Annotated in this window: 28 protein-coding genes; 5 read left to right on the forward strand and 23 right to left on the reverse strand. The window is 68.0% G+C overall.

The features are described 5' to 3' along the window. Window positions 1-12: 12 nt before the first annotated feature. Together OH146_RS03165 and OH146_RS03170 are read right to left on the reverse strand one after the other, a co-directional pair. Complete coding sequence (locus tag OH146_RS03165; protein ID WP_265157296.1) at window positions 13-186, reverse strand: hypothetical protein; 174 nt, start codon at window positions 184-186, stop codon at window positions 13-15. A 17-nt stretch (window positions 187-203) separates the two neighbouring features. Then, window positions 204-1,082: a DUF3097 domain-containing protein gene (locus OH146_RS03170; RefSeq protein WP_265157298.1), complete on the reverse strand. Its 879-nt coding sequence runs from the start codon at window positions 1,080-1,082 to the stop codon at window positions 204-206. Between the two features lie 115 nt (window positions 1,083-1,197). Here OH146_RS03170 and OH146_RS03175 point away from each other — a divergent pair, with 115 nt between their 5' ends. Continuing rightward, window positions 1,198-1,650: an SRPBCC family protein gene (locus tag OH146_RS03175; RefSeq protein ID WP_265157300.1), complete on the forward strand. Its 453-nt coding sequence runs from the start codon at window positions 1,198-1,200 to the stop codon at window positions 1,648-1,650. A gap of 10 nt (window positions 1,651-1,660) precedes the next feature. On the opposite strand, the gene OH146_RS03180 is transcribed toward OH146_RS03175, so the two are convergent. Both OH146_RS03180 and OH146_RS03185 read right to left on the reverse strand, forming a co-directional pair. After that, window positions 1,661-2,800 carry an Rv2578c family radical SAM protein gene (locus OH146_RS03180; protein WP_265157302.1) on the reverse strand — a complete coding sequence of 380 codons (1,140 nt, stop codon included), beginning with the start codon at window positions 2,798-2,800 and terminating at the stop codon, window positions 1,661-1,663. 32 nt (window positions 2,801-2,832) lie between these two features. Next, window positions 2,833-3,384, reverse strand: coding sequence for a hypothetical protein (locus OH146_RS03185; RefSeq protein ID WP_265157304.1), 552 nt, complete (start codon window positions 3,382-3,384; stop codon window positions 2,833-2,835). Window positions 3,385-3,510: 126 nt separating this feature from the next. Between OH146_RS03185 and OH146_RS03190 the strand changes: the two genes are divergently transcribed. Next, on the forward strand, window positions 3,511-3,813 hold the full coding sequence (locus OH146_RS03190) for a GNAT family N-acetyltransferase (protein WP_265157306.1): 303 nt from the start codon (window positions 3,511-3,513) through the stop codon (window positions 3,811-3,813). A gap of 6 nt (window positions 3,814-3,819) precedes the next feature. Here OH146_RS03190 and OH146_RS03195 read toward each other — a convergent pair whose 3' ends face one another. The 13 genes from OH146_RS03195 to OH146_RS03255 are packed head-to-tail and all read right to left on the reverse strand — an operon-like array spanning window position 3,820 to window position 16,228. Continuing rightward, window positions 3,820-4,212, reverse strand: coding sequence for a hypothetical protein (locus OH146_RS03195; RefSeq protein ID WP_265157308.1), 393 nt, complete (start codon window positions 4,210-4,212; stop codon window positions 3,820-3,822). Then, window positions 4,209-5,111 carry a cytochrome c-type biogenesis protein CcmH gene (locus tag OH146_RS03200; RefSeq protein WP_265157310.1) on the reverse strand — a complete coding sequence of 301 codons (903 nt, stop codon included), beginning with the start codon at window positions 5,109-5,111 and terminating at the stop codon, window positions 4,209-4,211. Before OH146_RS03200 ends, OH146_RS03195 begins: the two co-directional genes overlap by 4 nt. Then, window positions 5,108-5,602, reverse strand: a complete 495-nt coding sequence (locus OH146_RS03205) for a TlpA family protein disulfide reductase (RefSeq protein WP_265160625.1) — start codon at window positions 5,600-5,602, stop codon at window positions 5,108-5,110. The genes OH146_RS03200 and OH146_RS03205 overlap by 4 nt, the downstream gene beginning before the upstream one ends. Further along, window positions 5,602-7,548 (reverse strand): cytochrome c biogenesis protein CcsA, encoded by a 1,947-nt coding sequence (ccsA, locus tag OH146_RS03210; RefSeq protein WP_265160627.1) that lies wholly within the window; start codon window positions 7,546-7,548, stop codon window positions 5,602-5,604. The genes OH146_RS03205 and ccsA (OH146_RS03210) overlap by 1 nt, the downstream gene beginning before the upstream one ends. Then, window positions 7,548-7,934, reverse strand: coding sequence for a cytochrome c maturation protein CcmE (locus OH146_RS03215; protein ID WP_265157312.1), 387 nt, complete (start codon window positions 7,932-7,934; stop codon window positions 7,548-7,550). The genes ccsA (OH146_RS03210) and OH146_RS03215 overlap by 1 nt, the downstream gene beginning before the upstream one ends. Further along, the gene (ccsA, locus tag OH146_RS03220; protein WP_265157314.1) at window positions 7,931-8,683 is read right to left on the reverse strand and encodes a cytochrome c biogenesis protein CcsA; all 753 of its coding nucleotides are present in this window, start codon (window positions 8,681-8,683) and stop codon (window positions 7,931-7,933) included. Before ccsA (OH146_RS03220) ends, OH146_RS03215 begins: the two co-directional genes overlap by 4 nt. After that, window positions 8,683-9,066 (reverse strand): c-type cytochrome, encoded by a 384-nt coding sequence (locus OH146_RS03225; RefSeq protein ID WP_265157316.1) that lies wholly within the window; start codon window positions 9,064-9,066, stop codon window positions 8,683-8,685. Before OH146_RS03225 ends, ccsA (OH146_RS03220) begins: the two co-directional genes overlap by 1 nt. Further along, the gene (locus tag OH146_RS03230; protein WP_265157318.1) at window positions 9,063-9,524 is read right to left on the reverse strand and encodes a hypothetical protein; all 462 of its coding nucleotides are present in this window, start codon (window positions 9,522-9,524) and stop codon (window positions 9,063-9,065) included. The genes OH146_RS03225 and OH146_RS03230 overlap by 4 nt, the downstream gene beginning before the upstream one ends. Window position 9,525: 1 nt before the next feature. Then, window positions 9,526-12,048 (reverse strand): cytochrome c oxidase subunit I, encoded by a 2,523-nt coding sequence (locus tag OH146_RS03235; protein WP_265157320.1) that lies wholly within the window; start codon window positions 12,046-12,048, stop codon window positions 9,526-9,528. Window positions 12,049-12,052: 4 nt separating this feature from the next. Continuing rightward, the gene (gene coxB, locus OH146_RS03240; protein ID WP_265157322.1) at window positions 12,053-13,099 is read right to left on the reverse strand and encodes a cytochrome c oxidase subunit II; all 1,047 of its coding nucleotides are present in this window, start codon (window positions 13,097-13,099) and stop codon (window positions 12,053-12,055) included. 17 nt (window positions 13,100-13,116) lie between these two features. Then, the gene (locus tag OH146_RS03245; RefSeq protein ID WP_265157325.1) at window positions 13,117-13,503 is read right to left on the reverse strand and encodes a cupredoxin domain-containing protein; all 387 of its coding nucleotides are present in this window, start codon (window positions 13,501-13,503) and stop codon (window positions 13,117-13,119) included. Then, window positions 13,500-15,272, reverse strand: coding sequence for a GMC family oxidoreductase (locus OH146_RS03250; protein ID WP_265157328.1), 1,773 nt, complete (start codon window positions 15,270-15,272; stop codon window positions 13,500-13,502). The genes OH146_RS03245 and OH146_RS03250 overlap by 4 nt, the downstream gene beginning before the upstream one ends. 5 nt (window positions 15,273-15,277) lie before the next feature. Then, the gene (locus OH146_RS03255) at window positions 15,278-16,228 is read right to left on the reverse strand and encodes a gluconate 2-dehydrogenase subunit 3 family protein (RefSeq protein ID WP_265157330.1); all 951 of its coding nucleotides are present in this window, start codon (window positions 16,226-16,228) and stop codon (window positions 15,278-15,280) included. A gap of 218 nt (window positions 16,229-16,446) precedes the next feature. Here OH146_RS03255 and OH146_RS03260 point away from each other — a divergent pair, with 218 nt between their 5' ends. Next, a complete protein-coding gene (locus tag OH146_RS03260; RefSeq protein WP_265157332.1) occupies window positions 16,447-17,811 on the forward strand; it encodes a cytochrome c oxidase assembly protein in 1,365 nt (454 codons plus the stop codon). 8 nt (window positions 17,812-17,819) lie between these two features. Here the strand turns inward: OH146_RS03260 and OH146_RS03265 are convergent, their stop codons facing one another. Together OH146_RS03265 and OH146_RS03270 are read right to left on the reverse strand one after the other, a co-directional pair. Continuing rightward, complete coding sequence (locus tag OH146_RS03265) at window positions 17,820-19,343, reverse strand: DUF7059 domain-containing protein (RefSeq protein ID WP_265160629.1); 1,524 nt, start codon at window positions 19,341-19,343, stop codon at window positions 17,820-17,822. A gap of 41 nt (window positions 19,344-19,384) precedes the next feature. Further along, on the reverse strand, window positions 19,385-19,834 hold the full coding sequence (locus OH146_RS03270) for an ankyrin repeat domain-containing protein (RefSeq protein WP_265157333.1): 450 nt from the start codon (window positions 19,832-19,834) through the stop codon (window positions 19,385-19,387). Window positions 19,835-19,907: 73 nt separating this feature from the next. Between OH146_RS03270 and OH146_RS03275 the strand changes: the two genes are divergently transcribed. After that, on the forward strand, window positions 19,908-20,489 hold the full coding sequence (locus OH146_RS03275; protein WP_265157336.1) for a YdeI/OmpD-associated family protein: 582 nt from the start codon (window positions 19,908-19,910) through the stop codon (window positions 20,487-20,489). Window positions 20,490-20,493: 4 nt separating this feature from the next. Here the strand turns inward: OH146_RS03275 and OH146_RS03280 are convergent, their stop codons facing one another. After that, window positions 20,494-21,231 (reverse strand): YidC/Oxa1 family membrane protein insertase, encoded by a 738-nt coding sequence (locus OH146_RS03280; RefSeq protein WP_265157338.1) that lies wholly within the window; start codon window positions 21,229-21,231, stop codon window positions 20,494-20,496. A 113-nt stretch (window positions 21,232-21,344) separates the two neighbouring features. Next, on the reverse strand, window positions 21,345-21,665 hold the full coding sequence (locus OH146_RS03285; protein ID WP_265157340.1) for a hypothetical protein: 321 nt from the start codon (window positions 21,663-21,665) through the stop codon (window positions 21,345-21,347). A gap of 125 nt (window positions 21,666-21,790) precedes the next feature. Between OH146_RS03285 and OH146_RS03290 the strand changes: the two genes are divergently transcribed. Then, window positions 21,791-22,840, forward strand: coding sequence for a zinc-dependent alcohol dehydrogenase family protein (locus OH146_RS03290; RefSeq protein WP_265157342.1), 1,050 nt, complete (start codon window positions 21,791-21,793; stop codon window positions 22,838-22,840). A gap of 13 nt (window positions 22,841-22,853) precedes the next feature. Here OH146_RS03290 and OH146_RS03295 read toward each other — a convergent pair whose 3' ends face one another. Further along, window positions 22,854-23,585 (reverse strand): DUF4097 family beta strand repeat-containing protein, encoded by a 732-nt coding sequence (locus tag OH146_RS03295; RefSeq protein ID WP_265157344.1) that lies wholly within the window; start codon window positions 23,583-23,585, stop codon window positions 22,854-22,856. A 103-nt stretch (window positions 23,586-23,688) separates the two neighbouring features. Next, on the reverse strand, window positions 23,689-23,982 hold the full coding sequence (locus OH146_RS03300) for a DUF503 domain-containing protein (protein ID WP_265157346.1): 294 nt from the start codon (window positions 23,980-23,982) through the stop codon (window positions 23,689-23,691). Window positions 23,983-24,011: the final 29 nt, after the last annotated feature.

Consider the following 24,011-nt stretch of genomic DNA (forward strand, 5'->3'; position numbering starts at 1 on the left):
GGCGCAGCTCGCCTATCGGTCGGCGCGCTTGAGAACGTGCACGGGGATCGCGATCGCAACCGCGACCGCGAGGATTCCGGCGGCGAACGAGGCCAGCTCAAGACCCTCGATCTCGGGCGCGTAGCCCATGAGGACCAGACCACCGGCGAAGATGAGGAAAGACAGCACGAAGGCGACGATGTTCATACCCCGACTCTACCGCCTCAACGTACCGGCCCAGCGCCCTCAGAGCCCTCCGTCACGAAGTCGATCAGGTGCTCCACGCGGCCCAGCAGCACAGGCTCGAGGTCGGCGTAGCTGCGCACGGTGCCGAGGATGCGCTGCCACGCCCGAGCGATGTCGGCCTGGTCAGCGTGCGGCCATCCGAGGGCAGCGCAGATGCCCTTCTTCCACTCGATGTTCCGCGGCACCGTCGGCCATGCCTCCAGGCCCAGGCGGGCCGGCTTGACCGACTGCCAGATGTCCACATACGGATGCCCGACCACGAGGACGTGCGCACCATGCGGACCCTTCGCGACGGCGTCAGCGATGCGCTGCTCCTTCGAACCGGGCACAAGATGGTCGACGAGCACCCCCACCCGCCGCTCCGCGGAGGGGCGGAAATCCCGGATGATGGCCTCGAGATCGTCAATGCCCTCGAGGTATTCGACGACGACGCCCTCGACCCGCAGATCGTGCCCCCAGACCTTTTCCACGAGTTCGGCGTCGTGCCGCCCCTCAACAAAGATGCGACTCGCGCGGGCGACTCGCGCCACGTGATCGGTGACCGCGACGGAGCCGGAGGCGGAACGCAGCATCCCGCTCGTCGCCTTCCGCGTCGGCGCGACGAGCGTCACCGGCTTTCCCTCGAGGAGAAAACCCGGACCCAGTGGAAAGACGCGAACGCCGCCCGAGTAGTCTTCGAGCTGCACATTGCGTCCCTCGATTCCGACCACGGCACCGCAGTAACCGGTATCGGTCCATTCGATGACGAGGTCGTCTTCGGCCTCCACTGAAGGGGGCGGAGCGGGTCGCCTTCGACGCGAGAAGTCGGCGAGCACATCGGAGCTGTAGCGGTCGGGCCCGAAGCGGTCATCTGTCACCGCTCGAGGCTATCTGTTGCTCTGCGATCCCTGTGAATAGGGCCCGTCTCAGGCTCGCGTGACTAACGTCCGAAAGCGGGAGGAACTCCCTGACGACAACCGAAGGAGCATTGACATGGCCCAGGTAATCGAGACCATTGACGTGGACGTTCCCGTCCGGACCGCATACAACCAGTGGACCCAGTTCGAGTCCTTCCCCCACTTCATGAGCATGGTGAAGTCGATCACCCAGATCGACGACGAGACCACGCACTGGGAGGTCAAGATCGGCGGCCAGGACCGCGAGTTCGATGCGAAGATCACCGAGCAGATCCCTGACGAGCGCGTCGCCTGGAACAGCATCGGTGGTGACGACAACCACGCCGGCGTCGTCACCTTCCACAAGCTGAGCGACACGGAGACACGCGTGACGGTGCAGCTCGACTGGGAGCCGCAGGGCCTCGTCGAGAAGGCCGGCCAGGTGCTGCAGTTCGATGACGCCGCCATCAAGTCGGACATGAAGAACTTCAAGGAGTTCATCGAGGGCCGCGGCGCCGAGACGGGTGCCTGGCGCGGTGAGATCGACTGATCGCCGCTGCTCAGAAGAGCGTCGGCTGGGTCATCGCCGGTGCGGCGAGACCCGGCGGCAGCTCCTCTGCCATCAGCGAGGAGGGGGCATCGGCCCCTGACACGAAACGGGCGGATGCCGCAGGGCGTTCGCCCGTTCGCTGTTGCCGCCCCTCATTGAGCGCACGCGACATGACCCCTCCCGTCGACGGGTCCTCGCGCCCGCGCTCCAGGCCGTGTGCGCGGATGAGGGGCTTGATCTTCGCCGCCAACCACGCGCGGTATTCCTTGGGCGCATACGTGCCACCCGAGTACATCCGTCGATATCGGCCGAGAAGCTCCGGATGCTCGCGCCCGAGCCATTCGTAGTACCACTCCTTGACCCCGGGCTTGAGGTGCAGGGCTGAGTAGGTGACGGACGTCGCCCCCGCCGCCTTGATCCGCGAGAGAGCATCGTCGAGGTGCTCCCGCGTGTCGGTCAGGTAGGGAAGGATCGGCATCATGAAGACGGTGCAGTCGAAGCCCCGCTCCCGGGCCGCGGTGACGGTCGCGAGCCGCGCACTCGCGGTGGGGGTACCGGGCTCGACCGACTGCTGCAGCTCGTCGTCGAAGATCGCGATCGACATGGCGAGATCCACGGGCACGTGCTGCCGCACCTCCTCCAGGAGCGGCAGGTCGCGGCGCAGCAGCGTGCCCTTGGTGAGGATCGAGAGCGGTGTTCCCGTGCTGGCGAGGGCCGCGATGATCCCTGGCATGAGCCGGTAGCGTCCCTCCGCCCGCTGGTACGGGTCGGTGTTGGTGCCGAGGGCCACCGGATGCCTCCCCCACGAGGCCCTCGATACCTCCTTCGCGAGCACCTCGGCGACGTTGACCTTCACAACGATCTGCGTGTCGAAGTCTCGCCCCGAGTCGAGGTCGAGGTAGCCATGAGTGGGGCGCGCGAAGCAGTAGGTGCACTGGTGCAGGCACCCGCGCATGGGGTTGATGGTCCAACCGAAGGGCATCTTGCTCTGGCCTGGCACGCGGTTGAGGGCGGATTTCGCAAGCACCTCGTAGAAGGTGATGCCCTCGAAGTCGGGGGTGCGCGTCGTGCGCACGAGGTTGTTCAATCGGGCGAGCCCGGGCAGGGCATCCGCCTGTTCCTCGTTGATCTCCTGACCGCTCCAGCGCATGCCTCCATTAGAACATATGTTCGAACAAGGCGTCAGCCCTCGGGAACGGGCAAGGGGTCATTCGGACCGGGCGGGTGCAGCACCACGTCGATCGCCTCCTCGCGAGTGATGTGTCCCGGGAAGTTGTAGTGAGCGAAGCGCCCTGTCGGGTCATTCGGATCCTTTGGCATCGCGATGGACGAGCGGCGGAGCACCTCGGCCATCACCTCCCGCTCCTCTGGAAGGGAAGACTGGCCGCGGCGCACCACGATGGGGAATTCCAGGAACTTGCGCTTGCCACTCGTGAGCACCAGGTTTACCTGCCGCTTGTCACCGCGGCCAAGCGAATAGAGGAACGCGGCATCCACCTGCTCGAAGGAGAAGGTGCGCTTGCCGACGCGAATCTGCCCCGCCTCGAGGCTGACCACAGCCTGCGGGTAGCGAAGCCGGATGAGAAGGTGCACGACGACAAGGGACAGCACGAGGCCAACCGGCGCCATGAGCATCGAAAGCCCCAGATCTGCGTCGAGCAGATTAGAGACCTGCACGCCGAGTATGGCGACCCACAGGGGAATGAACACTACGACCGGACCCGGATATGTCATCCTCAGCGAGCCTGGGCGCCCAAGCTTCACCCACTCTGCCTCCCTAACTGGGCGCGCGTCGGCTGACATGAGCGCACCTTACATCGGGGAGGTGGAAATATCAGCGGCGTGAAGCAGGATGGACACATGAGCGACGCCACCGTGACCCCCAATGAAGCCGCGCACCGCTACGACCTCACCCTCGACGGCGAGCCGATCGGGCACCTCAACTACCGTGACGACGGCGACCGGCGCGTCATCCTGCACACCAAGGTCGACGACGATCAGACCGGTCACGGCTTCGGCACGCAGCTCATCGTCGCCGCCCTCGACGACATCCGAGCGAAGGGGCTTCGCACCGTCACGCTCTGCCCCATGGCCGCCGCCTACGTCAACAAACACCGCGACTACGACGACATCGTCGATCCGCCGCAGGTGCTCGACGACTGAGGAGCGCTACTCCCCCGGCATGGCGACTGCGAGCTCGGCATACATACCCTGAGCGTGATGGCCCGTCAGGCTGCAGTCGAGCTCGAGCGTCTCGCCTCCGCTGGCGGTGATGAGCAGTTCGTACTCCTCGCCGGGCGCGAGCTCGGGGGTCGCCCAGGTGCCCCCGATCCCCGAAACAACGAGATCGTGGTCGGTCGCCCCCGCATTCGTCACGAGCAGGCGCACCTCACCCGCAGCGGCCTGGGCCGTCCCCGTCACGATGTCCCACTCCGTGAGGCCGATCGCGATCTCGCTGCTCGGCGGGGCCAGCGACGGCGAAGGACCGGTCGTGGCGGGGGCGCACGCCGTGAGCAGCAGGAGGGCGAGCGCTGCGGGCGCGGGCCAGAGCATCCGTCTCATGTTCTGCCTTCCGTCAGCAGCTCGCGGACCTCGGTGGCGGCCGGATGCTCGGGCTCCAGCTCCATGAAACGCTCGAGCAGCTCTTCACCGCCCTGCACGCCCCCCTCCCAGAGGATCGTGCCGAGCAGAAGGAGCGCGGGGGTGTGCTCCGGTTCGATCGCGAGGATGCGTTCGAGGGCGGGCACCGCATCCACAGGGCGGCCGTCGCGAACGAGCACGGTCGCATGGAGGTAGGCGATGTCGGTGTCGAGGGGGCGTAGCCTGCTCGCCGCCGCATAGTGCTGCTCCGCCTCGGCGAGGAGACCCGCGTCGTCGAGGGCCCGCGCGAGCGCGAGCTGAAGCTGTGGGTCGCCCGAGTCGCTCTCCACTGCGTCTCGCAGGACTCCCACGGCGGGGGCCGCCCCTTCGGCCGTGGTGGGTGAGTGAGAGCCGGACGGCTCCGCCGCACTCGTGACCGCCCAGGCAGCGATGACACCCGCGAGCGCCGCAGCCGTCACGGCGAGGGGAATCCAACGCCTCCCCCGGTGCCGACGGGTCACGATGAGGATGACAGCGGCCGCGATGATGACGGCGGGCACGAGCCACAGCAACCACCCTCCCGCGAGCGGCGAAGGGTCAAGCAGAACCTCCGTGCCGTAGCGTTCCGCAAACCAGGCGCGGATTTCTCCCGCGCTGCGCCCCTCCTCGAGCTGCTCGTCGATGACGGCGCGCATTGCGGCCGCGACGGGGGCGGAGGAGTCGGCAACCGACTCGCCGACGCAGCTCGGGCATCTCAGGCTCTCGGCGACCTCACGCGCGAGGTCGCCCCGCTGGTTCGGCGCGAGGACGGCGGTGAGGATGCCGACGAGTGCGAGCGCGACGGCGCCCGCGATCGAGAGACCCACGGCCCAGCGCCTCATCCCTGCACCTCCGGCACCACGACGTCCGCGATCCACTCGTCGGTGACAGGTCCGAAACGCACCGCCGCGATCTCCCCCTCTCTATCGACGAGGAAGGACTGCGGCACACCCGTGACACCCCAGTCGATCGAGATCGCCCCATCGGCGTCGACCACGCTGGGGAAGGTGGCGCCCTCCTCCTCGACGAAGCGCTGTGCCGCATCGGGGTGGTCCTTGAAGTTGACCCCGAGGACGACGAGACCGTCGTCGCCCCATTCCTGTTCGGCCTGGGAGAGCGGCTGCACCTCCTCGCGGCAGGGACCGCACCACGAAGCCCACACGCTCACCACGACGACGGAACCCTGAAGTTCGGCGAGGTCGTGGTGTCTCCCGTCCATGTCGACGCCGGCGAGCGGCGCGGCCGGCTGGGAGACATCGACCGCGGGGCCGCAGGCGCTCAGGGCGGCGACCGCCACGAAGGCAACGGCCGCGCGGGCGCCCCGGCGTCGCATCACGCTGCACCCCCTGCTGCGCCCCCAGCGCCCACCACTGCCGTGTCGGGCACACCCGTGTGGCCTGATGTCGACCGTGTGCTCGGCACTCCCCCTCGCCGCGGCCTGGCGGGCCATGCCGCAATCGCGGCGCCCGCCACCGCAACGCCGCCTGCGACCCACAGCCAGGAGACGAGCGGGTTCACGGCGAGACGAATCGTCGCGGTGGTGTCAACAGGGTCGAAATCGAGCAGCGTCACGTACACGTCATCGAAGAAGAGGGGCCGGATCTCGGGGGCGGCGAGCATCGTGGAGTGCTCCTCATACCAGCGCAGCTGGGGTCGCGCTTCGCCGAGCGACTCGCCGTCGCGTTCCAGCAGCAGGCGGGCCTCGGCGATGTCGCGTCGACCGTCGTCCACCCTGTCCACCGAGACGAGCGTGGCGCTCGTGTCGCCCGCGAGCACGGTCTGCCCGACGGCCACTGTCCGTTCGGTGACGGCACCGATCCCGCTGCCGACGACGGCGAGCGCGGCGATAGCGACCCCGAGGTGGGCGAGGAGAGCACCGGCCCTGCGGCGGCGCCCTGGGGCGCGGCGGACGATGCCGACTACGAGACTCACGAGAACGAAGGCGGTGAGCCCCGCGGCGAGCGCGAGCACGACATCCCGCACCACAAGCGCCACCACCCCGCTCGTCGCGGCGGCCGTCACCGCCGGCAACCAGATGCGACCCAGCAGGGAACGCACCGAATCAGCGCCCCAGCGCAGCCAAGGACCGACCGCCATGACGACGAGCAGCACGACGGCGAGGGGGGCGAGAGTGCGCTCGTACCAGGGGGGTCCCACCGAGAGTCGGTCGCCCGAGACCGCGAGCACGACGGTGGGCAGCAGCGAGCCCGCAAGCACAATGAGGGTGACGAGCGCGAGGGCCACCCTGTTGATCTGCAGTGCCGTTTGGCGCGAAAGCACGGCGGCCCGGGCATCCGAATGAAACAGGGATCGCCCGTGTAGTGCGAGTACGACCCAGCCGGTGACGGCCGCAAGGAGAACCGCCAGCAGAAGGGGCCCGAGGGGCGACACACTGAAGGCGTGGATGCTCTGGATCACTCCCGAGCGCGTCAGGAAGGTCGCGAGGACCACGAGCGCGAAGGCGGCACCCCCGAGCACGATCGCCCACGGTCGCCAGCCGGCGCTGCGCATCCTCGGGCCGGTCACGTGCAGGAGTGCCGTGGCCATCAGCCAGGGCATGAGCGAGGCGTTCTCGACGGGGTCCCACGCCCAATATCCGCCCCAGCCCAGCACGGCGTAGGACCACCACGCTCCGAGCAGGATGCCCGCCGTCAACGGAATCCACGCGACCACAGTCCAGCCCCGCATGAGTCGCGCCCACGCGGCCCCCGTCGACCGCGTCAGGAGGGCGGCGCACGAGAGGGCGAAGGGAATCGCGAGAGCCGTGAAGCCGAGGTAGAGCAGGGGTGGATGGATGCCCATCGCCGCGTGGTCCTGCAGGAGCGGGCTCGGGCGGTCGGCGATCGAACCCTCGGCGAGGGTGAAGGGCGAGGCGACGATACTCACGGCGGCGAACGCCGCGACGAAGGCGCACAGCACGGCGGCGGCAGCCCCGAGCATCCGCGGCGGGAGGCGATGGAGTCCGTGAACGACGAATGCGACAGTGACAATCGCGAGGCATAGCAGCCAGAACAGGAGCGAGCCCTCCATGGCCGACCACAGCGCGGTGAAGCGGTAGTAGGCGGGAAGGGCCTCCTCCGTGACCTTCACGACATAGTCGACGGCGGTGTCGCGCGCCAGGAGCGCGAACTCCATGAGGGCGACCGCCGCCAGCACGGCAAGCAGCGAGAGCACGGTCGCCAACCGGGCCCACTGCTCCCGTCGCGCGAGCCAGAGAGCGGCCGCGGCGAGGGCGAGGATGCCGCAGCTCACGGTGAGCGCGTTGCCGATGATGCCCATCACTGCGACGGCGGTCGGTACTCGTTGGAATGGCGGAACAGCAGCTGCTCACCGAGCAGCACCCCGCTGCGGGTCCAGCGCCCCTCCACGACCGCCCCCTCACCCTCGCGCACGGAGTCGGGAAAGCGGCCCGGGTAGGCGACGCGCACACGGGTCACCCCGTCGGTGATGACCAGGGTCGACTCCTCGACGGCCTCGCGCACCGAACCCACGACGACGAGGCCGCCCACGCGCACGAGGCCGTCACCGTAGCCCTCTGCGACGGCCTCTGTGGGCGTGCGGTAGTAGATGAGGGCGCCGTCATTCGCCAACAACCCCACCGCACCGAGCCCCAGACTCGCGGCGACGAGGGCGGCGATGCTCAGTCGGCGGCGCGCACCGTTCATACGACCTCCGTGCGGCGCGGCAGCGCGTCATTCGTCTCCGAATCCGCCAGGTCGCTCCCCAGGCCGGCGACGCCGGCGGATGTCGCCCCATCCGAGTTCCGCCGAAGGACGGCGATGCGCCAGCGCAGGAGCCACACCGTGAACACCGTAAAGGCGAGGAACGAGACGCCGAGCGCAAGGCCCATGAGCTCGTGGAGGGGCGGCGTCAGGCTCGGGGCAAGCACGGTCGGCGGCTGGTGGAGGGTGCGCCACCAGAGCACCGAGAAGTGGACGATGGGCACGATCGCGAAACCACCGGTGCCCAGCATCGCGGCGGCGCGGCGGCCACGCTCACCCCCGAGCGCTCCGCGCAGAGCGAGGTACCCGAGGTAGATCAGCCCCATCGCGACGGTCGTTGTAACGCGCGCATCCCACACCCAGGCGGTGCCCCAGGTGCCGGCACCCCAGATGCTTCCCGTGAGGAGGGTGATCGCCGTGAAGTCGATGCCCGCCTCCGCTGCTGCCCGCGCCAGCCGGTCGGCGCGAGCATTGCGCGTCTTCAGGTACCAGACGCTGCCGAGCAGCACGAGCGCGAAACACAGATATGCGCTCCACGCCGCGGGAGCGTGCAGATACATGAGTCGCTGGATGGGGCCCTGCACGGCATCCGTGGGTGCGACGAGCGTCGAAAGCACGACCGCGACGGCGGCCGAGCCGAGCACGGCGGCAAGCCAGAAGCGGTCTCGGCGTCTCGCCTCGCTGCGCGGCATCATTGCGAGTAGAGGTAGGCGGCGATGTCCCGCGCGTCCTCCTCCGTCACCCCCAGGTCGGGCATGAGGGTTCCCGGTGCGATCTCTTGGGGATTCTGCAGCCATTCGATGAGCTCCTCCGGATGATTGGACACGTGGCCCGCGATGAAGTCACGCTCGCTGAACCCGTGCAGGTCGGGCGCGACCGATTCGTCGTCGACGCTGTCGATGTCAGGGATGCTGTGACACGACGTGCAGCCGTATTCGAGGATTGCCTGCCGTCCGCGCTCGGGGCTTCCGCCCTCCACGATGGTCGACTCCTCGTCGATGCCACCGCCGCAACCGGCAAGGGCGAGCCCGGCCAGAAGCGCAGCGGATGCCGCGGTGAAATGCTTCTTCGTCATGAGCACACCTCGAACACGAGAGGGTTGGCGGTGATGAGGATGATCCCGTAGCAGAACAGCAGCGACAGGACGGCGGCTGTCACCCCGAGAAAGCTGAGGACTCCTGGGCGATTTGCGCTCTCCCCGTTACCCCCGTCGCTCTCCGCCTGCTGCGTCGCGGCTCTGGAGTGGCGCGCCAGCACCCATCCGACGACGCCGGACAGCGCCGCGAGCACGAGCAGGACGATGTTCATAACGAGCAGAATCACGAAGAGCCCCGCCGCAGGCGCATCCGAATCCGCGCTCGCGGCGGCGGAGCACGTGAAATCCTGCACGCCCCACGACAACCAGAGCGAGGCGAGCCAGGCTGCGGGGGAAGCAAGCACGGCGATAGCCGCCAACGCGAGGTGCTTCCGCCGCGCGCGCGGATCGCGAGCGGCGCCCCGCTCACCCGACGCCATCACCCTCTCGGTCGTCATGTCAGATCACCAACCTCGGAAAGAGATCGATCGTCGCCCACGTCAGCAGCCACGTCGCGACGGTCGCCGCCCAGAAGATCGAGGAGTAGCGCAGAAGCATCCCCGGCCTGCTGTCGCGCCGGTGCCGCAGCCTTCCCATGACGGCAATGCCCGTGCCGAAGAGCGCTGCCAGTGTGACCAGCGACTGCGTCGCGAGAAGCGTCCAGACTGAGGACTGGTACGCGTGCTCGCTGGGGTCGATGTCACCCCCGAACCAGACGAGGCAGACCAGAAGCAGGGCCGCCGCCCCCGCCACAAGGGCGATGACCGCGGTCGTGAGGTGCGCGGTGCGCACACCAGGAGTGACGGTGCCCCATTCGACGTCGCCGCTGCGCCTGCTGCCCCAGCCGGTCGCGACCGCGGCGACCAGCAGCGCGATCGTCACGGCGACGAAGGCGAGGGTGTTGTCGACCATGCCGCCGACCGGCCACACTGCGGCATTCACCTGCAGGTAGAGCGCGGAGAACGCGAGAGTCGCGACAGCGATCACGGCAACGATCGCCGCCGAGGACGCGGCCCACCAGCCGATGGAGCGACTGCCGCGCGCCTCGAAGGGGAAGCGCCCCGCAAGCGGGGAGAGGTCGTTGCGGGCGAACTCCGATTCGTTGCGCCATGCCCATCCGGCAAGCCCGACGACCGCGATGAGGATGCCGAGGAACGACAGCGGATACCACTGGGTCAGCATCGCCACGGCGATGACCGCGAGGCCCACGGGAGAGACGAGGGGCCACAGGGTCGGTGATGGCATGAGCACGGCACCGTCGGGCTCCCCCGAGACGACCGTCGTCATGGGACTCGCACGGAACTCCTTGGGCTGATGCTCGAACGCCTCACGCACGGGCTCCGCGTAGGGGTGGTCGTCTGGGGCGGGGTTCCACCCGGGAGTGCGACTCGCCACAACCGGGATTGCGGGCCAGTTCTCCGACGGAGCCGGCGAGTCAGCAACCCACTCGAGGCTGTCGCCGTGCCATGGGTCTTGCGGAGCGGGACGCCCCCAGAACCAGGAGCGCACGAAATTGAGGGTGAGCACAAGCACCCCGGCGGCGAGCACGAAGGCTCCGATGGTGGAGAGCAGGTTGACGAAGTCGAGTCCGAGCTCGCGCTCATAGGTGTACACGCGCCGCGGCATACCCCAGAGCCCCGTGAGATGCATGGGGAAGAAGGTCGTGTGGAAGCCGACGAAGATGAGCCAGAAACTCACGTGACCCGCAATGGTCGAGTAAAGCTTGCCCGTGAACTTGGACCACCAGTGGTGGAGACCTGCGAAGACGGGGAAGAGCATGCCGCCGATGAGTACGTAGTGGAAGTGGGCGACGACGAAGTAGGTGTCGTGCACCTGCTGGTCGAAGGCGACCGAGGCGACCATGACGCCCGTGATGCCGCCCGCGACGAAGGTCACGATGAAGCCGATCGCGAACATCATGGGAACCGTGAAACGGGCCCGGCCCAGCCAGAGCGTCGCGAGCCATGCGAACACCTGGAGTCCGCTTGCGAGGGTGATCGCCATGCTCGATGCCGTGAAGAACGAGAGAGTGATCGAGGGCAGGCCCACCGAGTACATGTGGTGCACCCAGAGCCCGAGGCTCATGACCGCGGTCGTCGCGAGAGCGACCACGACGAGCGGGTAGGCAACGAGCGGATGCCGCGCGTGCACCGGGATCACGTGGCTGATGATCGCCGCCCCCGGCAGGAACATGACGTAGACCTCCGGATGCCCGAAGATCCAGAACAGGTGCTGCCAGAGGAGGGGGTTGCCTCCCGACTGGGTGTCGAAGAAGGCCGTGCCGATCGTGCGATCGAGCTCGAGGAGCACTGAGGCGACGATGAGCGGGATGAAGGCCACGATGATCGTGAACGAGACCGCGAGCATCGTCCAGGCGAAGATCGGCATGCGGTTCAGCGACATCCCCGGGGCGCGCGTGCGCAGTACGGCGACGCCGATCTCGATCGCCGCACCGACGGCTGCGATCTCTGCAAGCGTGAGGCCGAAGAGCCAGAAATCCATGGCCTTGTCGGAGAACTCGGGGCCGCTGAGGGGCACGTAGGCGAACCATCCGGCATCCGGAACCATCGCGAAGATGTAGCTGGAATACAGGATGATGCCGCCCAGCAGGTAACACCAGTAGTTGAAGGCGTTGTAGCGGGGAAACGGCAGATCTCGCGACCCGATCATGAGCGGCAGTAGATAGCTCGCGAGGCCCTCGAGGAAGGGCACGGCGAAGAGGAACATCATCGTCGTGCCGTGCATCGTGAAGAGCTCGTTGTAGGTGTCGGGCTCGAGGAAGTCGTTTTCGGACTGCGCGAGCTGCAACCTCATGAGGAGGGACAGCACGCCTCCGACGAGGAAGAGCAGGAACGCCGTGACCATGTAGCGCATTCCGACGTTCTTGTGCTGCACCGCCGAGAAGAACCCGCGGGCTCCCGGGGCGTTATCCCAGGTCTGCGAGTGGGCCTCTTTCGGCTCGATATGGCTCGTGCTGGTCACTCCGCTACTCCAGACTCTCGAGGTAGGTCAGGAGGGCCTGCAGTTCCTCGCCCTCGAGATCCGTGCCTGGCATCTTGTTGCCCGGCTTGATGGACTGCGGATCGAGGATCCAGCCGGCGAGATCGCCGCGCGTATTAGGAAGGATGCCCGCCGCGAGGGTCTCGCGGCTTGCAATGTGCGTCAGGTCAGGGCCGATGGTGGCATTCGCCGCGGTGCCCTCGATCGTGTGACAGTAGACACAGGACGACGACATGAAGACCTCGCGACCGAACGCGACCTCCTCGCTCTCCTCGTCGCCCGGGGTCCACTCGGCGGGTTCCTGCCTAGCCTCAAGCCAGGACTCGTACTCCTCTGCCTCGTGCGCCACCACGACGATGCGCATGAGCGCGTGCTGCAGCCCGCAGAACTCGGCGCACTGCCCCCAGTAGAGCCCCGGCTCGTCCGCGTGGAGCCAGAGGGCATTCGTGCGCCCCGGGATCATGTCCATCTTTCCGCTCAGCTCCGGCACCCAGAAGCTGTGGATCACATCGTCAGAGGTCACCTCGACCCGCACTCGTTCTCCGACGGGGATGTGGATCTCGTTGGCGGACACGACATCGTCTTCGGGATACACGACCTCCCACCAGTACTGATGGCCGATGACCTCGACGGTCGGCGTCTCCCCCGCCTGGGCCGGGTCGATGTCCCGGGTGACAAGGGTCGACGCGACCGTCACACCGGCGATCACCAGCCCCGGCACGATCGCTCCCGCAATGCCGACGATCCAGATGGCACGTCGCCCGTTGGCCGTCGCATCCGCATCAGGGTCGGCGCCCTCGTTGCGCGCTCGCTCCTCTCGTGCCCTGCGGCGCCGAACGAGGGCCACGACGAGCACGACGGAGACGATGACCCAGACGATGACGCCGATCCACAGCATCAGTTCCCAGAGACCATTGACCGCCTCCGCGCGCTCGCCCTGGGGATTCAGAATCGACTGCTGACCCTCGCGACTGCATCCGGCGAGAGCGATCAGGAGACCGCCAACGATGGTGGCGCCTAAGCCCCTACGCATGATCCTTCCCCGAGCCATCACTGCTCCTCCACCTGGATCACACCCACGATCTCTCCGTGGATGCTGCAGCGGTACACATAGGTGCCTGCCATGTCGAGGCGCAGAGAGAACGTCTCCCCCGGGCTGATGACTCCCGACTCCCAGCCCTCCGCGCCCGCGGGCACGATGGGCTCCTGCGCCGCATCGAGCGGCTCCGTGGTCACTCCATGTCGGCGCGACCCCGCATTGCTCCACCTCACCTCGGTGCCGGCGGGCACCGTGATCGTGCTCGGCTCGAAGCCACCGGCGGCCTCGCCATCGTGAATCTCCACGAGGACGGGAGGCGGCGTGCCCACGCCGGCGCAGCCAGCGAGCGCGGCCGTGAGCAGGAGCGCGGCGATCGAGGGGGCCAGCCGCGCGGTCATGACAGCAGCTCGCCGGGCGCGTCGAAGTAGCGGTCGCGAATAGCCTCCGCGGTGCGGTAGGCGAGTGCGGCCAACGTGAGGGTCGGATTCGGGCTCGGGTTCTGCGGGTAGAGCGCCGCGCCCGTCACGAAGACGTTGGGCGTGTCCCAGACCTGGCCGTAACTATTGGTGACGCTGTCGCCCGGATCGTTACCCATGATGCATCCGCCCGTCGCGTGTGTGCTCTGGTAGACGTCGTAGCGATAGTCGGGCAGTTCTCGCGTGTAGGTGGCCCGGTCCGGCCCCATCGCGTCCAGCATCTCGGCGCAGCGCTCCGCGATGAAGCGGTACATCCTGCGCTCGTTCTCGCGCCAGCCGAACGTGATCCGCAGCAGAGGTCTGCCCCAGGCATCCTTGTAGTTGGGGTCGAGGTCGCAGAAGTTTCCCGCGTAGGCCGGGCTCTCACCGTTGATTCCGACGCTGCCGACGCTGTCCCAATTCTGCGCGAACGACGCCTTCCAGTCGGCCCCCCACTGTCGGTCAGTGAGCCCCTCGAGCAGGCCGTTGGCCGACTCCAGCGGCTGCCGCTGCCCCGCGGAGGCGAAGATGCGGGCGCCGCCGATGAAGTCGAGGTCAGAGTGATCGAAGTGATCACTGTCATAGTCGAAGACCTGAGGAGCCGTGCATCCGTTGCCCATGTAGAAGTGGAAGCGCCGCCCCTCCCAGACGCCCTTCGCGGGGGTCTGACTCATCTGGTAGGTGTAGTTCTTACCCACCATCCCGCGGTCATTGCCGATGCCGTCGGGGTGCGCGTCGCTTCGAGCGAGCAGCAGGTTGCGAATGTTCTCGAGCGTGTACGAGGAGGAGACGACGATGTCGGCTGGCTGGAAATGCTCCTCGCCGTCGGCGTTGACGTAACGCACCCCTGTCGCCGTGCCATCGGGAGCCGTCTCGATTCCGATGACGTGACTCCGGGTGCGCACCTCGTAGCGTCCCGTCTCGAGCGCGGGCGGCAACCAGGTCGTGATCGGACTGGTCTTCGCGCCGACCTCGCAGCCATAGCGCGTGCAGAAGCCGCAGTAGAGACAGGCCGCGCGATTGTTGCCGAATCGGTCGGTGTAGCCGCGCGAAAGGATGCCCGCGGGAGTCGGGAAGGGGTGCAGCCCCAGCTTCTTCGTCGCTGCGCTGAACATCTGCCCGAAGGCGCTCTCCGCGAGTGGCGGATTGGGGTACGGCCTGCTTCTCGGACCCTCGAAGGGGTTGCCGCCCGGAATGATGGTTCCGCCCAGGTTTCCCGCCTGCCCCGAGATGCCCATGTCGTACTCGACCGTGTCGTAATAGGGCTCGAGGTCGTCGTAACTGATCGGCCAATCCTGCACGGTCATCTCGTCGGGAATGCGGTCGGCGCCGTAGCGCTCCGTGTAGTGCGTGCGGTATTCGAACGTCTCTGGAGCGAACCTCCAGCTGAGGGCGGTCCAGTGCACCATGGAGCCGCCGAGCCCCTGCCCCGGGTTGAAGGAGCCATACTGCCGCATCGGCAGCGCGGGGGAATTCGCGTCAGGCCTCCACGTCCATGACACCTGTGAGAGGTCCTGCATCATGGCGTAGCGGCTCTCATGAGCGAGCGCGTCGTGATTGTGGCCGAAGTCGGGGTAGGTCCAGCGATCGTCACCCTGCTCGATCGACACCACCCGATGGCTCGTCTCAGGGAGGATGAGGGCGGCTAGCATTGCGGCGGTCGCACCGCCCCCGATCGTCACGATCTCCACGCGCTCGTGTTCTGTCGCCACCTACGTCACCCCTCTCGCACGCCGGGAAGCTGCCGCTGCAGAGCCTCGAGGGGGATGCCGTCGCCGCGATCCGTGTTCATCTCGGGCAGGCTCTCTATCGATTGGGTCCTGCGCCGAGTCCCGCGGAGCATCTCGGTCGGCGAGTAGGCGCGCTGAATCCCCGGATATCCCACGAGGATCCACCCCGCCATATCCTCGTTTCCGCGATGCAAGGGGTCGGAGAACATCCCCTCCATCGTGTCGGCGCGGAGAGTGGAGAAGAACGCTCCCGCGTCGATATCGGCGAAGATCGCCCTCGCCGCATCCATCTCTCCCGAGTTCTGCGAGCCCCCACCCTGCTGCTGCCCGCTCGGCGAACCTGTCTGCCCCCTTGCCGACTGCCCCTCTGACGCCTGCTGGATGTCATCGAGCACCGTCAGGATGGCGTCCTGCTGGTCCTCCGCGAGGTCGGCGAAGGCCGAGTCGAAGCGGCTCCGCGAGTATTCGTCTAGCTTCGGGATGCCGCGTCGATACATCTCCTGCGGCAACACCCCCGACTGGTAGCCGTAGCGATAGAGCTGGTCCTCCGCGACAGCGATCGCACCCGGCATGGCCGCGGCAGATCCGGACCTGATGACGTCCACGAAGGGCCCCGAAAGGTAGCTGGGCTCGGCGAAGCCCTCGAAGGAGGCAAGCTTGGCGTCGATGTAGGCGACCACATTGGCCTGTCGCGCTCCCGGATCCATGTCGTCTCCGGGAACGATTCGGGCAGTGATGGCGTCGACCGTGCGCATCTCCTCACCCGTGAGATACCCCGACTCACCCGGAGCATGGACGTGGTTGTGTTCCGGCCCGACCGTCAGGGTGTCGGAGGTGCAGGCGACGAGCATCAGACCGCCGAGAGCCGATCCGGCACCGATGAACGCCCTTCGGGTGATCCCCTCTGGGGCAACCGCCTGCACAGCCGGATCCGGCATGCGCTTCTCCTCCCGATCGAGACTCGCCTGCATCTCGACCGACACTAGGTGTGGCCGTCGAACGCCGTAAGCCGTTATCAGCGAAAACTCAGACTCCGGCACAACCCTCGAAGGGGCGGCGTTCGACAGTGCGGCATTCGAGAGCAGGCGTTCGACAAGCAGGTGGCGGCAGCGGTGCCTCGTTCAGAGGAGGCGGTGTGATGGCGGAAGGCGGCCATATGCTCGCGAATGTCGGGCTCATCGTCCTTCTTCTCTCGGCGGGGCTGTGGTGCTTCGCCCTCCTCACGACCGGTGCCCGGGCGCAGAGCTCCAGCTCGGATGCATACCTCGCGGGCGTGCTCTCACGTTTCGCACCGCTGGGGTTCGCCTGCGCCGTCGCGGTCTCCGCCTGCGGCCTTGCCGCTTCCACCATCACGGTGGCGCACCCTGCAGATCTCGTGGCGACCGCGGGCGGGATCCCTCCTCTCGGTGGGCTACTCCTGCTCTGTCTTCTCGTCGTCGTGGGGCGGATGCATCGGCAGATCCTTCTGCGGCAGGCCGCCGCCGCACAAGACGGGGCTGCCCTTCAGAACCGAGCCCTGCGCCGCCGCTTCCTCGCCGAGGAAGCGATCATCCTCGTCGCCACCGTCGCCGTGTCGCTGACCCTCACCCTTCCCGCTGTCAGCGCAGGCGGGCACGACCACGCGGCATCCGTCGCCTCGACCCCCGAGATGGCTCTCCTCGGATACGCGCTGCCCGAGCCGCCCGGGCTCGGAGCTCTCCTTACGCTGCATGCCGATGCCTTCGGGATCCTCTTCGCCGCCGTCAGCGCGCCCCTCTACCTCAGCGGAGTTCGCGCTCTGCATCGCCGTGGCGACCGGTGGCCGCTCGCGCGGACCGTCGCGTTCCTCGCGGGAGTCGTGAGCGTGCTTCTCGTGACCTGCACCGGCTTCGGCCGCTATGCCCCAGCGCTCTTCAGCCTGCACATGGTGCAGCACATGGTGCTCAATATGGTCTCGCCCCTGCTGCTCGTGGCAGGAGCCCCCGTGACTCTCGCCCTCCGCGCGCTTCCCGTGCGGGAGCGCCGCGTCCTCCTCGCGGCGACCCACAGCCGCGCCGCCGCGATCGTTTCACACCCCGTCGCCGTCACCGCGATCTTCGTCGTGAGCCTCTACCTCGTGTATTTCACCCCACTGTTCGAACTCGCCATGCGCAACCACTGGGGTCACTTCCTGATGCAGCTGCACTTCCTCGCATCCGGGTTCCTCTTCTTCTGGTTCGTCATGGGAGTCGACCCCGACCGCAACCGACCAGGACCGCTCCACAGGGTGCCGATCCTGCTGACCGCGATCCTCTCCCACACGGTCTTCGCCGTCGTGCTGGTCTTCGGCGTCACGCCCATCGGCGCCGAGTTCTATCGCGACCTCGCACTGCCATGGGCGCCCGACCTGCTGAGCGACCAGGCGCTCGCGGGCGGCATCTCCTGGGTGCTGGGCGAGCTCGTGACGGTGGGGGTGCTGGTCGCGCTCATCATGCGCTGGTTCGCGGGTGCCGAACGCGCAGACCGCGCGCTCACCCGGAGGCGCGCCCGCCAGCGGGTGTGACTTGCGCGTCAGGCCAGGCGCAAGAATCCCGTGACGACCAGTTCGCGCACGGTCGGCAGCACTTCCGCGAGCAGCGCCGTCTCGTCCACCTCCAGCAGGTGGGCGATCGCGCCGACGATGGCCCGGATGCTCAGCTCCCCGTCGCACGCACCCACGACTCCCGCGACCGCCGTCTCGACCGGGAAGGTCCGGGCGAAGCCGCCGCCCTGGCGCAGCGTCATGACGGTGGGATGCTCGTCGCCCGGCCAGTAGTGCCGCTCCTCCGTGACATCCGCCGCGACGACGAGCCGAGCATCCGCGAGCCCGCGCTCGCCGAGCGAGACGAGGGCGTCGTGAGCGCGGAGCGTCTCGGAGATCGTCTCGCCGAGTGCGCTGGTGCCGAGCGGTCCGTGGAGGCGTTCGAGCCGGCGCAGAGTGGGGCCACCGACGACGGGCCGACGCAGGGTGAGGTATCCGAAGCCGATGCGCTCGACCCCGCGGGCGTCGAAGTCGTCGAGCCATGCGCGGTACAGCGCGTCGAACTCCGGCGTGCCGGGGCGCGTGCCGCCGTCACGGATCCAGGTCTCCGCATACTCCTCGACCGACTGCACCTCACGCTCCACGACCCAGCCGTCGAGCCCGGATGCATCGACCCACGCACCCACCCGCTCGAGGCCGTCCTCCCCCGTGCGGTACTCCCAGTTGCCGAGCAACTGGGCGATTCCGCCCGGGGTCAGGTGAGCGGCGACGCCCCGCACGACCGTGGCGACGAGTTCGTCGCCAACGAGCCCCGCGTCCCGGTACTCGTAGCTCGGCACCCCGTCCTGCCGAGGGGTGATGACGAAGGGCGGGTTGGAGACGATGAGATCGAAGCGTTCCCCCTCGACGGGCTCGAAGAGGCTTCCCTCGCGGAACTCGATGCTGTCGATCGCGGCGAGGGAGGCATTCACGCGAGCGAGCTCGAGCGCTCTCACGGAGATGTCGGTCGCGACGACGCGCCGCGCATGACGGGAGGCGTGGAGCGCCTGGATGCCACAGCCCGTGCCGAGGTCCAGCACAGAGTCGACCTCATTGCGCACGGTGAGGCCGCTGAGAGTGCGGGACGCCCCGCCCACCCCGAGCACGTGCGACTCGGGGATGGGTTGGCCGAGCGCAAGCTCACCTAGATCGCTCGCGAGCACGAAGCTTCCGGCGCCGTGCGCATCGATGAAGTCATAGGGGCGAAGATCGAGGCAGGGCCACACCCTCTCACCCTCGACGCGAGCAAGCCCGAGGGCGACCGCCCCCTCAGCACGGAGGGTCGGGAGAGCCGTCTCGAGCGCCGCCCTCTCGGTGGGCATCCCCAGCACGAACACGCGTGCCAGAGTCGCGGCGGGCGACGCCACGGTGTCGAGCACGCGCAGCGCGGGAACCCGCTGGCCGCGGAAGAGAGCCGCATCCGCCTCCTCACCCCAAAGCGCGCGCAGAGAGTCCACCGTGAACCTCGCAGACGCGAGGTCGTCACGCAGCGCGGTGACCAGTTGCCGTGCTGCGTTCACAGTGCCTGGGCTCACGGTGTCTGGGCTCACGGGGTCTGCGCTCACAGTGTCTGGGCTCACGGTGTCTGGCGCCCCGGCCCGCCAGCGGATGCCTCGGACTCGAGCAGGCTCTGCATCTCCACGATCCCGAACTGCCGGGCGATCTCGAGTGCAGTGTGGGACCCGAGGTCGGGGTCCGCCCCCGACGCGAGGAGGCGACGGACGATGGGCGCATTGTTGCGGAACACGGCGCAGGCCATCGCCGTCTGCCCCATGTCGTTCACGCGATCGACATCGGCGCCGCGTGCGAGCAGGGCCTCCACCGCCTCGTCATGCTGGTGATAGGCGGCCAGGATCAGGAGCGAGTCACCCTTAGCGTTCGTCAGATTCGCGGGCACGCCGGCATCGAGCACGCGGGCGAGTTCCTCCGTCTGCCCACTCCGCGCCATCTCGAAGATCGACTCAATGAACGCGAGCTCCTCATCGCTGAAGCTCGGCGTTTCGGCACCTGTCTGGGCGTCGTCCATGCTCTCCCCTTTCGCCTTTCCTCAACGGTACCCGCGTCGCCGCGGCCCCGCTGTCGGTGCTGTGGCGTAGCGTATGGCCGTGGTCGCACACAACGACAAGCCCATCGTCTATCCCCACTCCGCGGCGGAGTGGGAGGCGTGGCTCGACGAGCACGGTGGTGAACATCCCGGCATCCGCCTGCAGCTCGTGAAGAAGGGCTCGACGAAGCCGGGCATCCGCTATCCGGAAGCCCTCGATGTCGCCCTGTGCTTCGGCTGGATCGACGGGCAGGTCAGCGCACTAGACGCGGACTTCACGCTGCAGTCGTTCACCCCCCGCCGTCCGCGCAGCGTCTGGTCGCAGCGCAACCGCGATTACGTCGCCCGGCTGACCGCCGAGGGTCGGATGCGCCCGGCAGGAATCGCCGCGGTCGAGGCTGCTAAGTCCGACGGCAGGTGGGATGCCGCGTACCGGGTCGCAGGGGCGCCGGTGCCCGACGACCTGCAGGCGGCGCTCGACGCATCGGCCGCAGCATCCGCGACCTTCGCGACACTCAAGTCTCAGGCGCGCTTCGCCATCATCTTCCGCACCAACGGCGCCAAACGCCCCGAAACCCGCGCCCGTCGCATCGCAACCTTCGTCGAGAAGCTCGAAGCCGGGCAAACCGAGTTCTGAAGCCTCAGCGTGGCGCCAGCACGCGTCTGAGCAGCACCCGCTCTCCCAGGGTCCACGACGAGCTCACCGCGAGATAGAGCGCCGCAGCCAGCGGTACAACGGCGGCGACGACGACCGTCGCGAGTGCAAGCCAGCTGAGTGGGCCGCCGGGAGCGAACGCGGCGGGAACATCCCCTGCCGCGGGCGCGGTAGCAGCGAAGGCGATCGTCGTGCTCCGCGAGAGCAGGGCGACGACGACGATCACGCCCAGCACGATCGCGTGAGCGAGGAGATCGACGCTACCCGTGATGGCGGCGAACAGCGAATCCCCCAGCGCCGTGCCGAGGAACGTCTCGTCGAGCAGGGCATTCGCGTGGCCTGCGACGACCGAGAAGGCGAAGAGCGCATAGAGGGTCGAGAGCACGGGCGCCTGCAGGAGGAGAGGCAGGCACCCCGCCAGGGGCGATGCCTTCTCCTCGGCATAGAGCGCCATCGTCTTTCGTTGCAGGAGCTCGGGGTTCTTGCCGAACCGCCGCCGGAGTTCGGCGAGCTTGGGTGCCAGGTGACGCCGGGTGAACTCGGCCCTGACCTGGGAGATTCCGACGGGGATGAGCAGCGTGCGAACGCAGATGGTGATGAGGATGACGGCGACGCCCGCCGCGGAGGAACCGAAGAGGGGGTCGAGCCCGCCGACGAAGCCGACGACGAGCGAGTAGGCGGCGTCGAGCACCGCGGCGATCGGGGGAAGAGTGGTGATGTCCATGACGTGTCCTTGACGAGAGGAAGAAGAGGTCGATGCCGAGCGGTAGGCGCAGCGAGCATCCGTAGTGGTTCCGAGCCGTGCGCTGACAGCGCCAGGGGCGTCGGTGAAGGGATTCAGGCGGTGGCAGCGACGAGTGCGGGAGCACGGGTGCGCGGGCGTCCCGCAGTCTTCGGATGCTGCGGCTCGGGCACCGAGTCGAGTGCCTGTCGGTGGGCCCTCGCGCGCCGTCCCACGCCGCTCGAGCCGAACGCGGACACCGCGCGGGACGACAGGCGAGCAGCGCAGAGACCGACCATGAGTGCCGCTGCGAAGAGCACGACGGCGGCGGGGGCATCCGACTCTGCCAGAGCGAGAGCCACGGCGAGCGCGAGTGGCACGACGAGCAGCGCCGACAGGAGCTGCGTGAGCCCCTCGAATCGACCGCATACTCGCATGCGACGAGAGTAGCAAGCACCCGGCCAACGGCCGCGCTGGAGATGCGGGTCGGGCGTCGCCCACCGGCGAGCCGCCGCAAGACCGGTATGTGATCCGCAGTGTCGGACTCCGTAGACTGCACACCATGCGTGCAACGGTGATCCATGGCGAACGCGACGTCCGCCTCGAAGAGCTTCCCGACCCCGCGATCCTCACACCTCGCGACGCCCTCGTGCGCGTCGTCGCGGCCTGCGTGTGCGGTTCCGACCTCTGGTCGTACCGCGGTGTCGAGAAGGTGCGGCAGCCGCGCCCCATCGGCCACGAGTTCATCGGCGTCGTCGAAGAGGTGGGCGCCGAGGTCACGGATGTCACGCCGGGCGACTTCGTGATCGCGCCGTTCTACCACTGCGATAACACCTGCATCAACTGCCGCAACGGGGTCTCGACCTCATGCCAGCACGGCGGGTGGTGGGGCGCCCCCGACAGGGAGGGTCACCTCGCGAGTGGCGCGCAGGGCGAGCGCGTGCGCGTGCCCAACGCTGACGGAACTCTCGTCGTCACTCCCGAGCATCCGTCCGACGACCTCATTCCGGGGGTGCTGACGCTCGCCGACGTCATGGGGACGGGCCACCATGCCGCCGTCTCCGCGGGGGTGGGCCCAGGATCGACCGTCGCTGTCGTCGGCGATGGCGCGGTCGGCCTCTGTGCCGTCCTGGCTGCGAAGCGCCTCGGAGCAAGCCGGATTGTGGCGATGTCGCGGCACGCGGACCGTCAGGAGATCGCACGCGAGTTCGGAGCGACCGACATCGTCGAAGAGCGCGGTGACGAGGGAGTTGCGCGGGTGAAGGACCTTTTCGACGGGATCGGGCCGGACTGCGTGCTCGAGTGTGTCGGCAGCAAGGAGTCGATGGATCAGGCGATCCGCTCCGTACGCCCGGGCGGCATGGTCGGCTACGTGGGGGTGCCCGCGGGCGGGCCGGAGCTTCCCGTGGGGCGCCTCTTCCAGTCGAATGTGGGCGTGCGCGGCGGCGTTGCCCCCGTCCGCGGCTACATCGAGGAGTTGCTCCCGGAAGTGCTCTCGGGGGCCATCAACCCGGGCCGCGTTTTCGACCTGCAGCTTCCCCTCGCGGATGTCGCAGAGGCCTATGCCGCGATGGACGAACGGCGCGCCACCAAGGTCCTGCTCCGCCCCTGACCGCTGAGGAGAATCACTCCTCCACAACGCTGATGGAGCCGTTGGACGTCTCCAGGTCAAGGTGCACCTCGGCGTCCTGATCGCTGCCGACCTCGCTTTCGGTGCGGCCGTTGCTCGTCTCCATGTCGACGCGGTAGTCGCCCTCGGGCACGATGAGCGTGATGGATCCGTTCGACGTGCGGGCCGTGACATCCTGCTCGCCGTCGCTGTGCAGGTCAATCGAGCCGTTGGAGGTTTCAACGTCAACCTCTCCCCCGCTCAGTTCGCGCCCCTCGATGCGACCGTTGCTGGTGCTCGCGCGCACACTGCCGTCGATCTCAGCGAGGATGATCCTGCCGTTCGAGGTCTCAACGTCGACCTCGCCGAGCGCGCTGAGGTCGAGCCCGCCGTTGGTGGTGCTTCCCGAGACGGGAATCCCCGCGGGAACCTCCAACGTGTAGCTGACGGAGCACTGCGGCCCGCAGTCCTCCAGCACGAGCTCCCCGTCCGAGACGCGGTGCGTCTCCTCGTCGGGCAGGTCGAAGCGGTAGCGAAGTTCCCGGTGCACTGTCACCACGTCCTGATCTTCGACTCCGCGGACGGTGATGCTGCCGGAGTCGCCGTCGAACCGCACGGACGTCACCTCCTCCTCCACGTCGAGGGTCTCCTCGAAGGTCTTCTGTGGAAGAAGGGCGCAGCCGCTGAGCGCGACGACACACACTGAGGTGACCAGGGCGGCGACCGTCGCACGGGTGCTGAGAGACATGGGGAGCTCCTTCGAAATGGGCGGGCAACATCTCGAAGGTTAGGGCTCCGTCGTGTCCGCTCGATATGGGGGACTCCCCCGGTTCCACCCTGAGTCTCACGGGCTACTCGTCGAAGCTGGAGTGCAGCGTGCGGTGCACACTCAGCAGCTCGAACTCCGGATGCTCGGCCACGACGGCCTCGATGCGGTCGAGCACCTCGCCCGCATGGGCGGCACTCGACGAGACGGCGGCCGCCCCGACGAGAGCGCGCCGGTGTAGGTCGTGGTGCCCAACTTCGGCGACGCTCACCTCGAAGCGCCGGATCTCCGCGATGAGGGGCCGCACGAGGGCGCGCTTCTGCTTGAGCGAGCGCACGTCGCCGAGGAGGATGTCGAACTCGGCGGCCGCGATCCACATGCGAGCCACGCTACCCCGCGCCTGCCTCC

Source organism: Homoserinimonas sedimenticola (assembly GCF_026094475.1).
Lineage (GTDB): Bacteria > Actinomycetota > Actinomycetes > Actinomycetales > Microbacteriaceae > Homoserinimonas > Homoserinimonas sedimenticola.

What these genes read in the sequence shown, in the direction of transcription:
- OH146_RS03200 (WP_265157310.1), bottom strand. Translation starts at nt 5,111, where the DNA reads ATGAGGCGCTGGGCCGTGGGTCTCTCGATCGCGGGCGCCGTCGCGCTC.
- OH146_RS03180 (WP_265157302.1), bottom strand. Translation starts at nt 2,800, where the DNA reads ATGCGCTGGAGCGGTCAGGAGATCAACGAGGAACAGGCGGATGCCCTG.
- coxB (WP_265157322.1), bottom strand. Translation starts at nt 13,099, where the DNA reads ATGCGTAGGGGCTTAGGCGCCACCATCGTTGGCGGTCTCCTGATCGCT.
- OH146_RS03215 (WP_265157312.1), bottom strand. Translation starts at nt 7,934, where the DNA reads ATGAACGGTGCGCGCCGCCGACTGAGCATCGCCGCCCTCGTCGCCGCG.
- OH146_RS03280 (WP_265157338.1), bottom strand. Translation starts at nt 21,231, where the DNA reads ATGGACATCACCACTCTTCCCCCGATCGCCGCGGTGCTCGACGCCGCC.
- OH146_RS03300 (WP_265157346.1), bottom strand. Translation starts at nt 23,982, where the DNA reads ATGTGGATCGCGGCCGCCGAGTTCGACATCCTCCTCGGCGACGTGCGC.
- ccsA (WP_265157314.1), bottom strand. Translation starts at nt 8,683, where the DNA reads ATGCCGCGCAGCGAGGCGAGACGCCGAGACCGCTTCTGGCTTGCCGCC.
- OH146_RS03270 (WP_265157333.1), bottom strand. Translation starts at nt 19,834, where the DNA reads ATGGACGACGCCCAGACAGGTGCCGAAACGCCGAGCTTCAGCGATGAG.
- OH146_RS03190 (WP_265157306.1), top strand. Translation starts at nt 3,511, where the DNA reads ATGAGCGACGCCACCGTGACCCCCAATGAAGCCGCGCACCGCTACGAC.
- OH146_RS03230 (WP_265157318.1), bottom strand. Translation starts at nt 9,524, where the DNA reads ATGACGACCGAGAGGGTGATGGCGTCGGGTGAGCGGGGCGCCGCTCGC.
- OH146_RS03295 (WP_265157344.1), bottom strand. Translation starts at nt 23,585, where the DNA reads ATGTCTCTCAGCACCCGTGCGACGGTCGCCGCCCTGGTCACCTCAGTG.
- OH146_RS03260 (WP_265157332.1), top strand. Translation starts at nt 16,447, where the DNA reads ATGCTCGCGAATGTCGGGCTCATCGTCCTTCTTCTCTCGGCGGGGCTG.
- ccsA (WP_265160627.1), bottom strand. Translation starts at nt 7,548, where the DNA reads ATGGGCATCATCGGCAACGCGCTCACCGTGAGCTGCGGCATCCTCGCC.
- OH146_RS03225 (WP_265157316.1), bottom strand. Translation starts at nt 9,066, where the DNA reads ATGACGAAGAAGCATTTCACCGCGGCATCCGCTGCGCTTCTGGCCGGG.
- OH146_RS03205 (WP_265160625.1), bottom strand. Translation starts at nt 5,602, where the DNA reads ATGCGACGCCGGGGCGCCCGCGCGGCCGTTGCCTTCGTGGCGGTCGCC.
- OH146_RS03255 (WP_265157330.1), bottom strand. Translation starts at nt 16,228, where the DNA reads ATGCCGGATCCGGCTGTGCAGGCGGTTGCCCCAGAGGGGATCACCCGA.
- OH146_RS03175 (WP_265157300.1), top strand. Translation starts at nt 1,198, where the DNA reads ATGGCCCAGGTAATCGAGACCATTGACGTGGACGTTCCCGTCCGGACC.
- OH146_RS03195 (WP_265157308.1), bottom strand. Translation starts at nt 4,212, where the DNA reads ATGAGACGGATGCTCTGGCCCGCGCCCGCAGCGCTCGCCCTCCTGCTG.
- OH146_RS03275 (WP_265157336.1), top strand. Translation starts at nt 19,908, where the DNA reads ATGGCCGTGGTCGCACACAACGACAAGCCCATCGTCTATCCCCACTCC.
- OH146_RS03245 (WP_265157325.1), bottom strand. Translation starts at nt 13,503, where the DNA reads ATGACCGCGCGGCTGGCCCCCTCGATCGCCGCGCTCCTGCTCACGGCC.
- OH146_RS03185 (WP_265157304.1), bottom strand. Translation starts at nt 3,384, where the DNA reads ATGACATATCCGGGTCCGGTCGTAGTGTTCATTCCCCTGTGGGTCGCC.
- OH146_RS03165 (WP_265157296.1), bottom strand. Translation starts at nt 186, where the DNA reads ATGAACATCGTCGCCTTCGTGCTGTCTTTCCTCATCTTCGCCGGTGGT.
- OH146_RS03285 (WP_265157340.1), bottom strand. Translation starts at nt 21,665, where the DNA reads ATGCGAGTATGCGGTCGATTCGAGGGGCTCACGCAGCTCCTGTCGGCG.
- OH146_RS03290 (WP_265157342.1), top strand. Translation starts at nt 21,791, where the DNA reads ATGCGTGCAACGGTGATCCATGGCGAACGCGACGTCCGCCTCGAAGAG.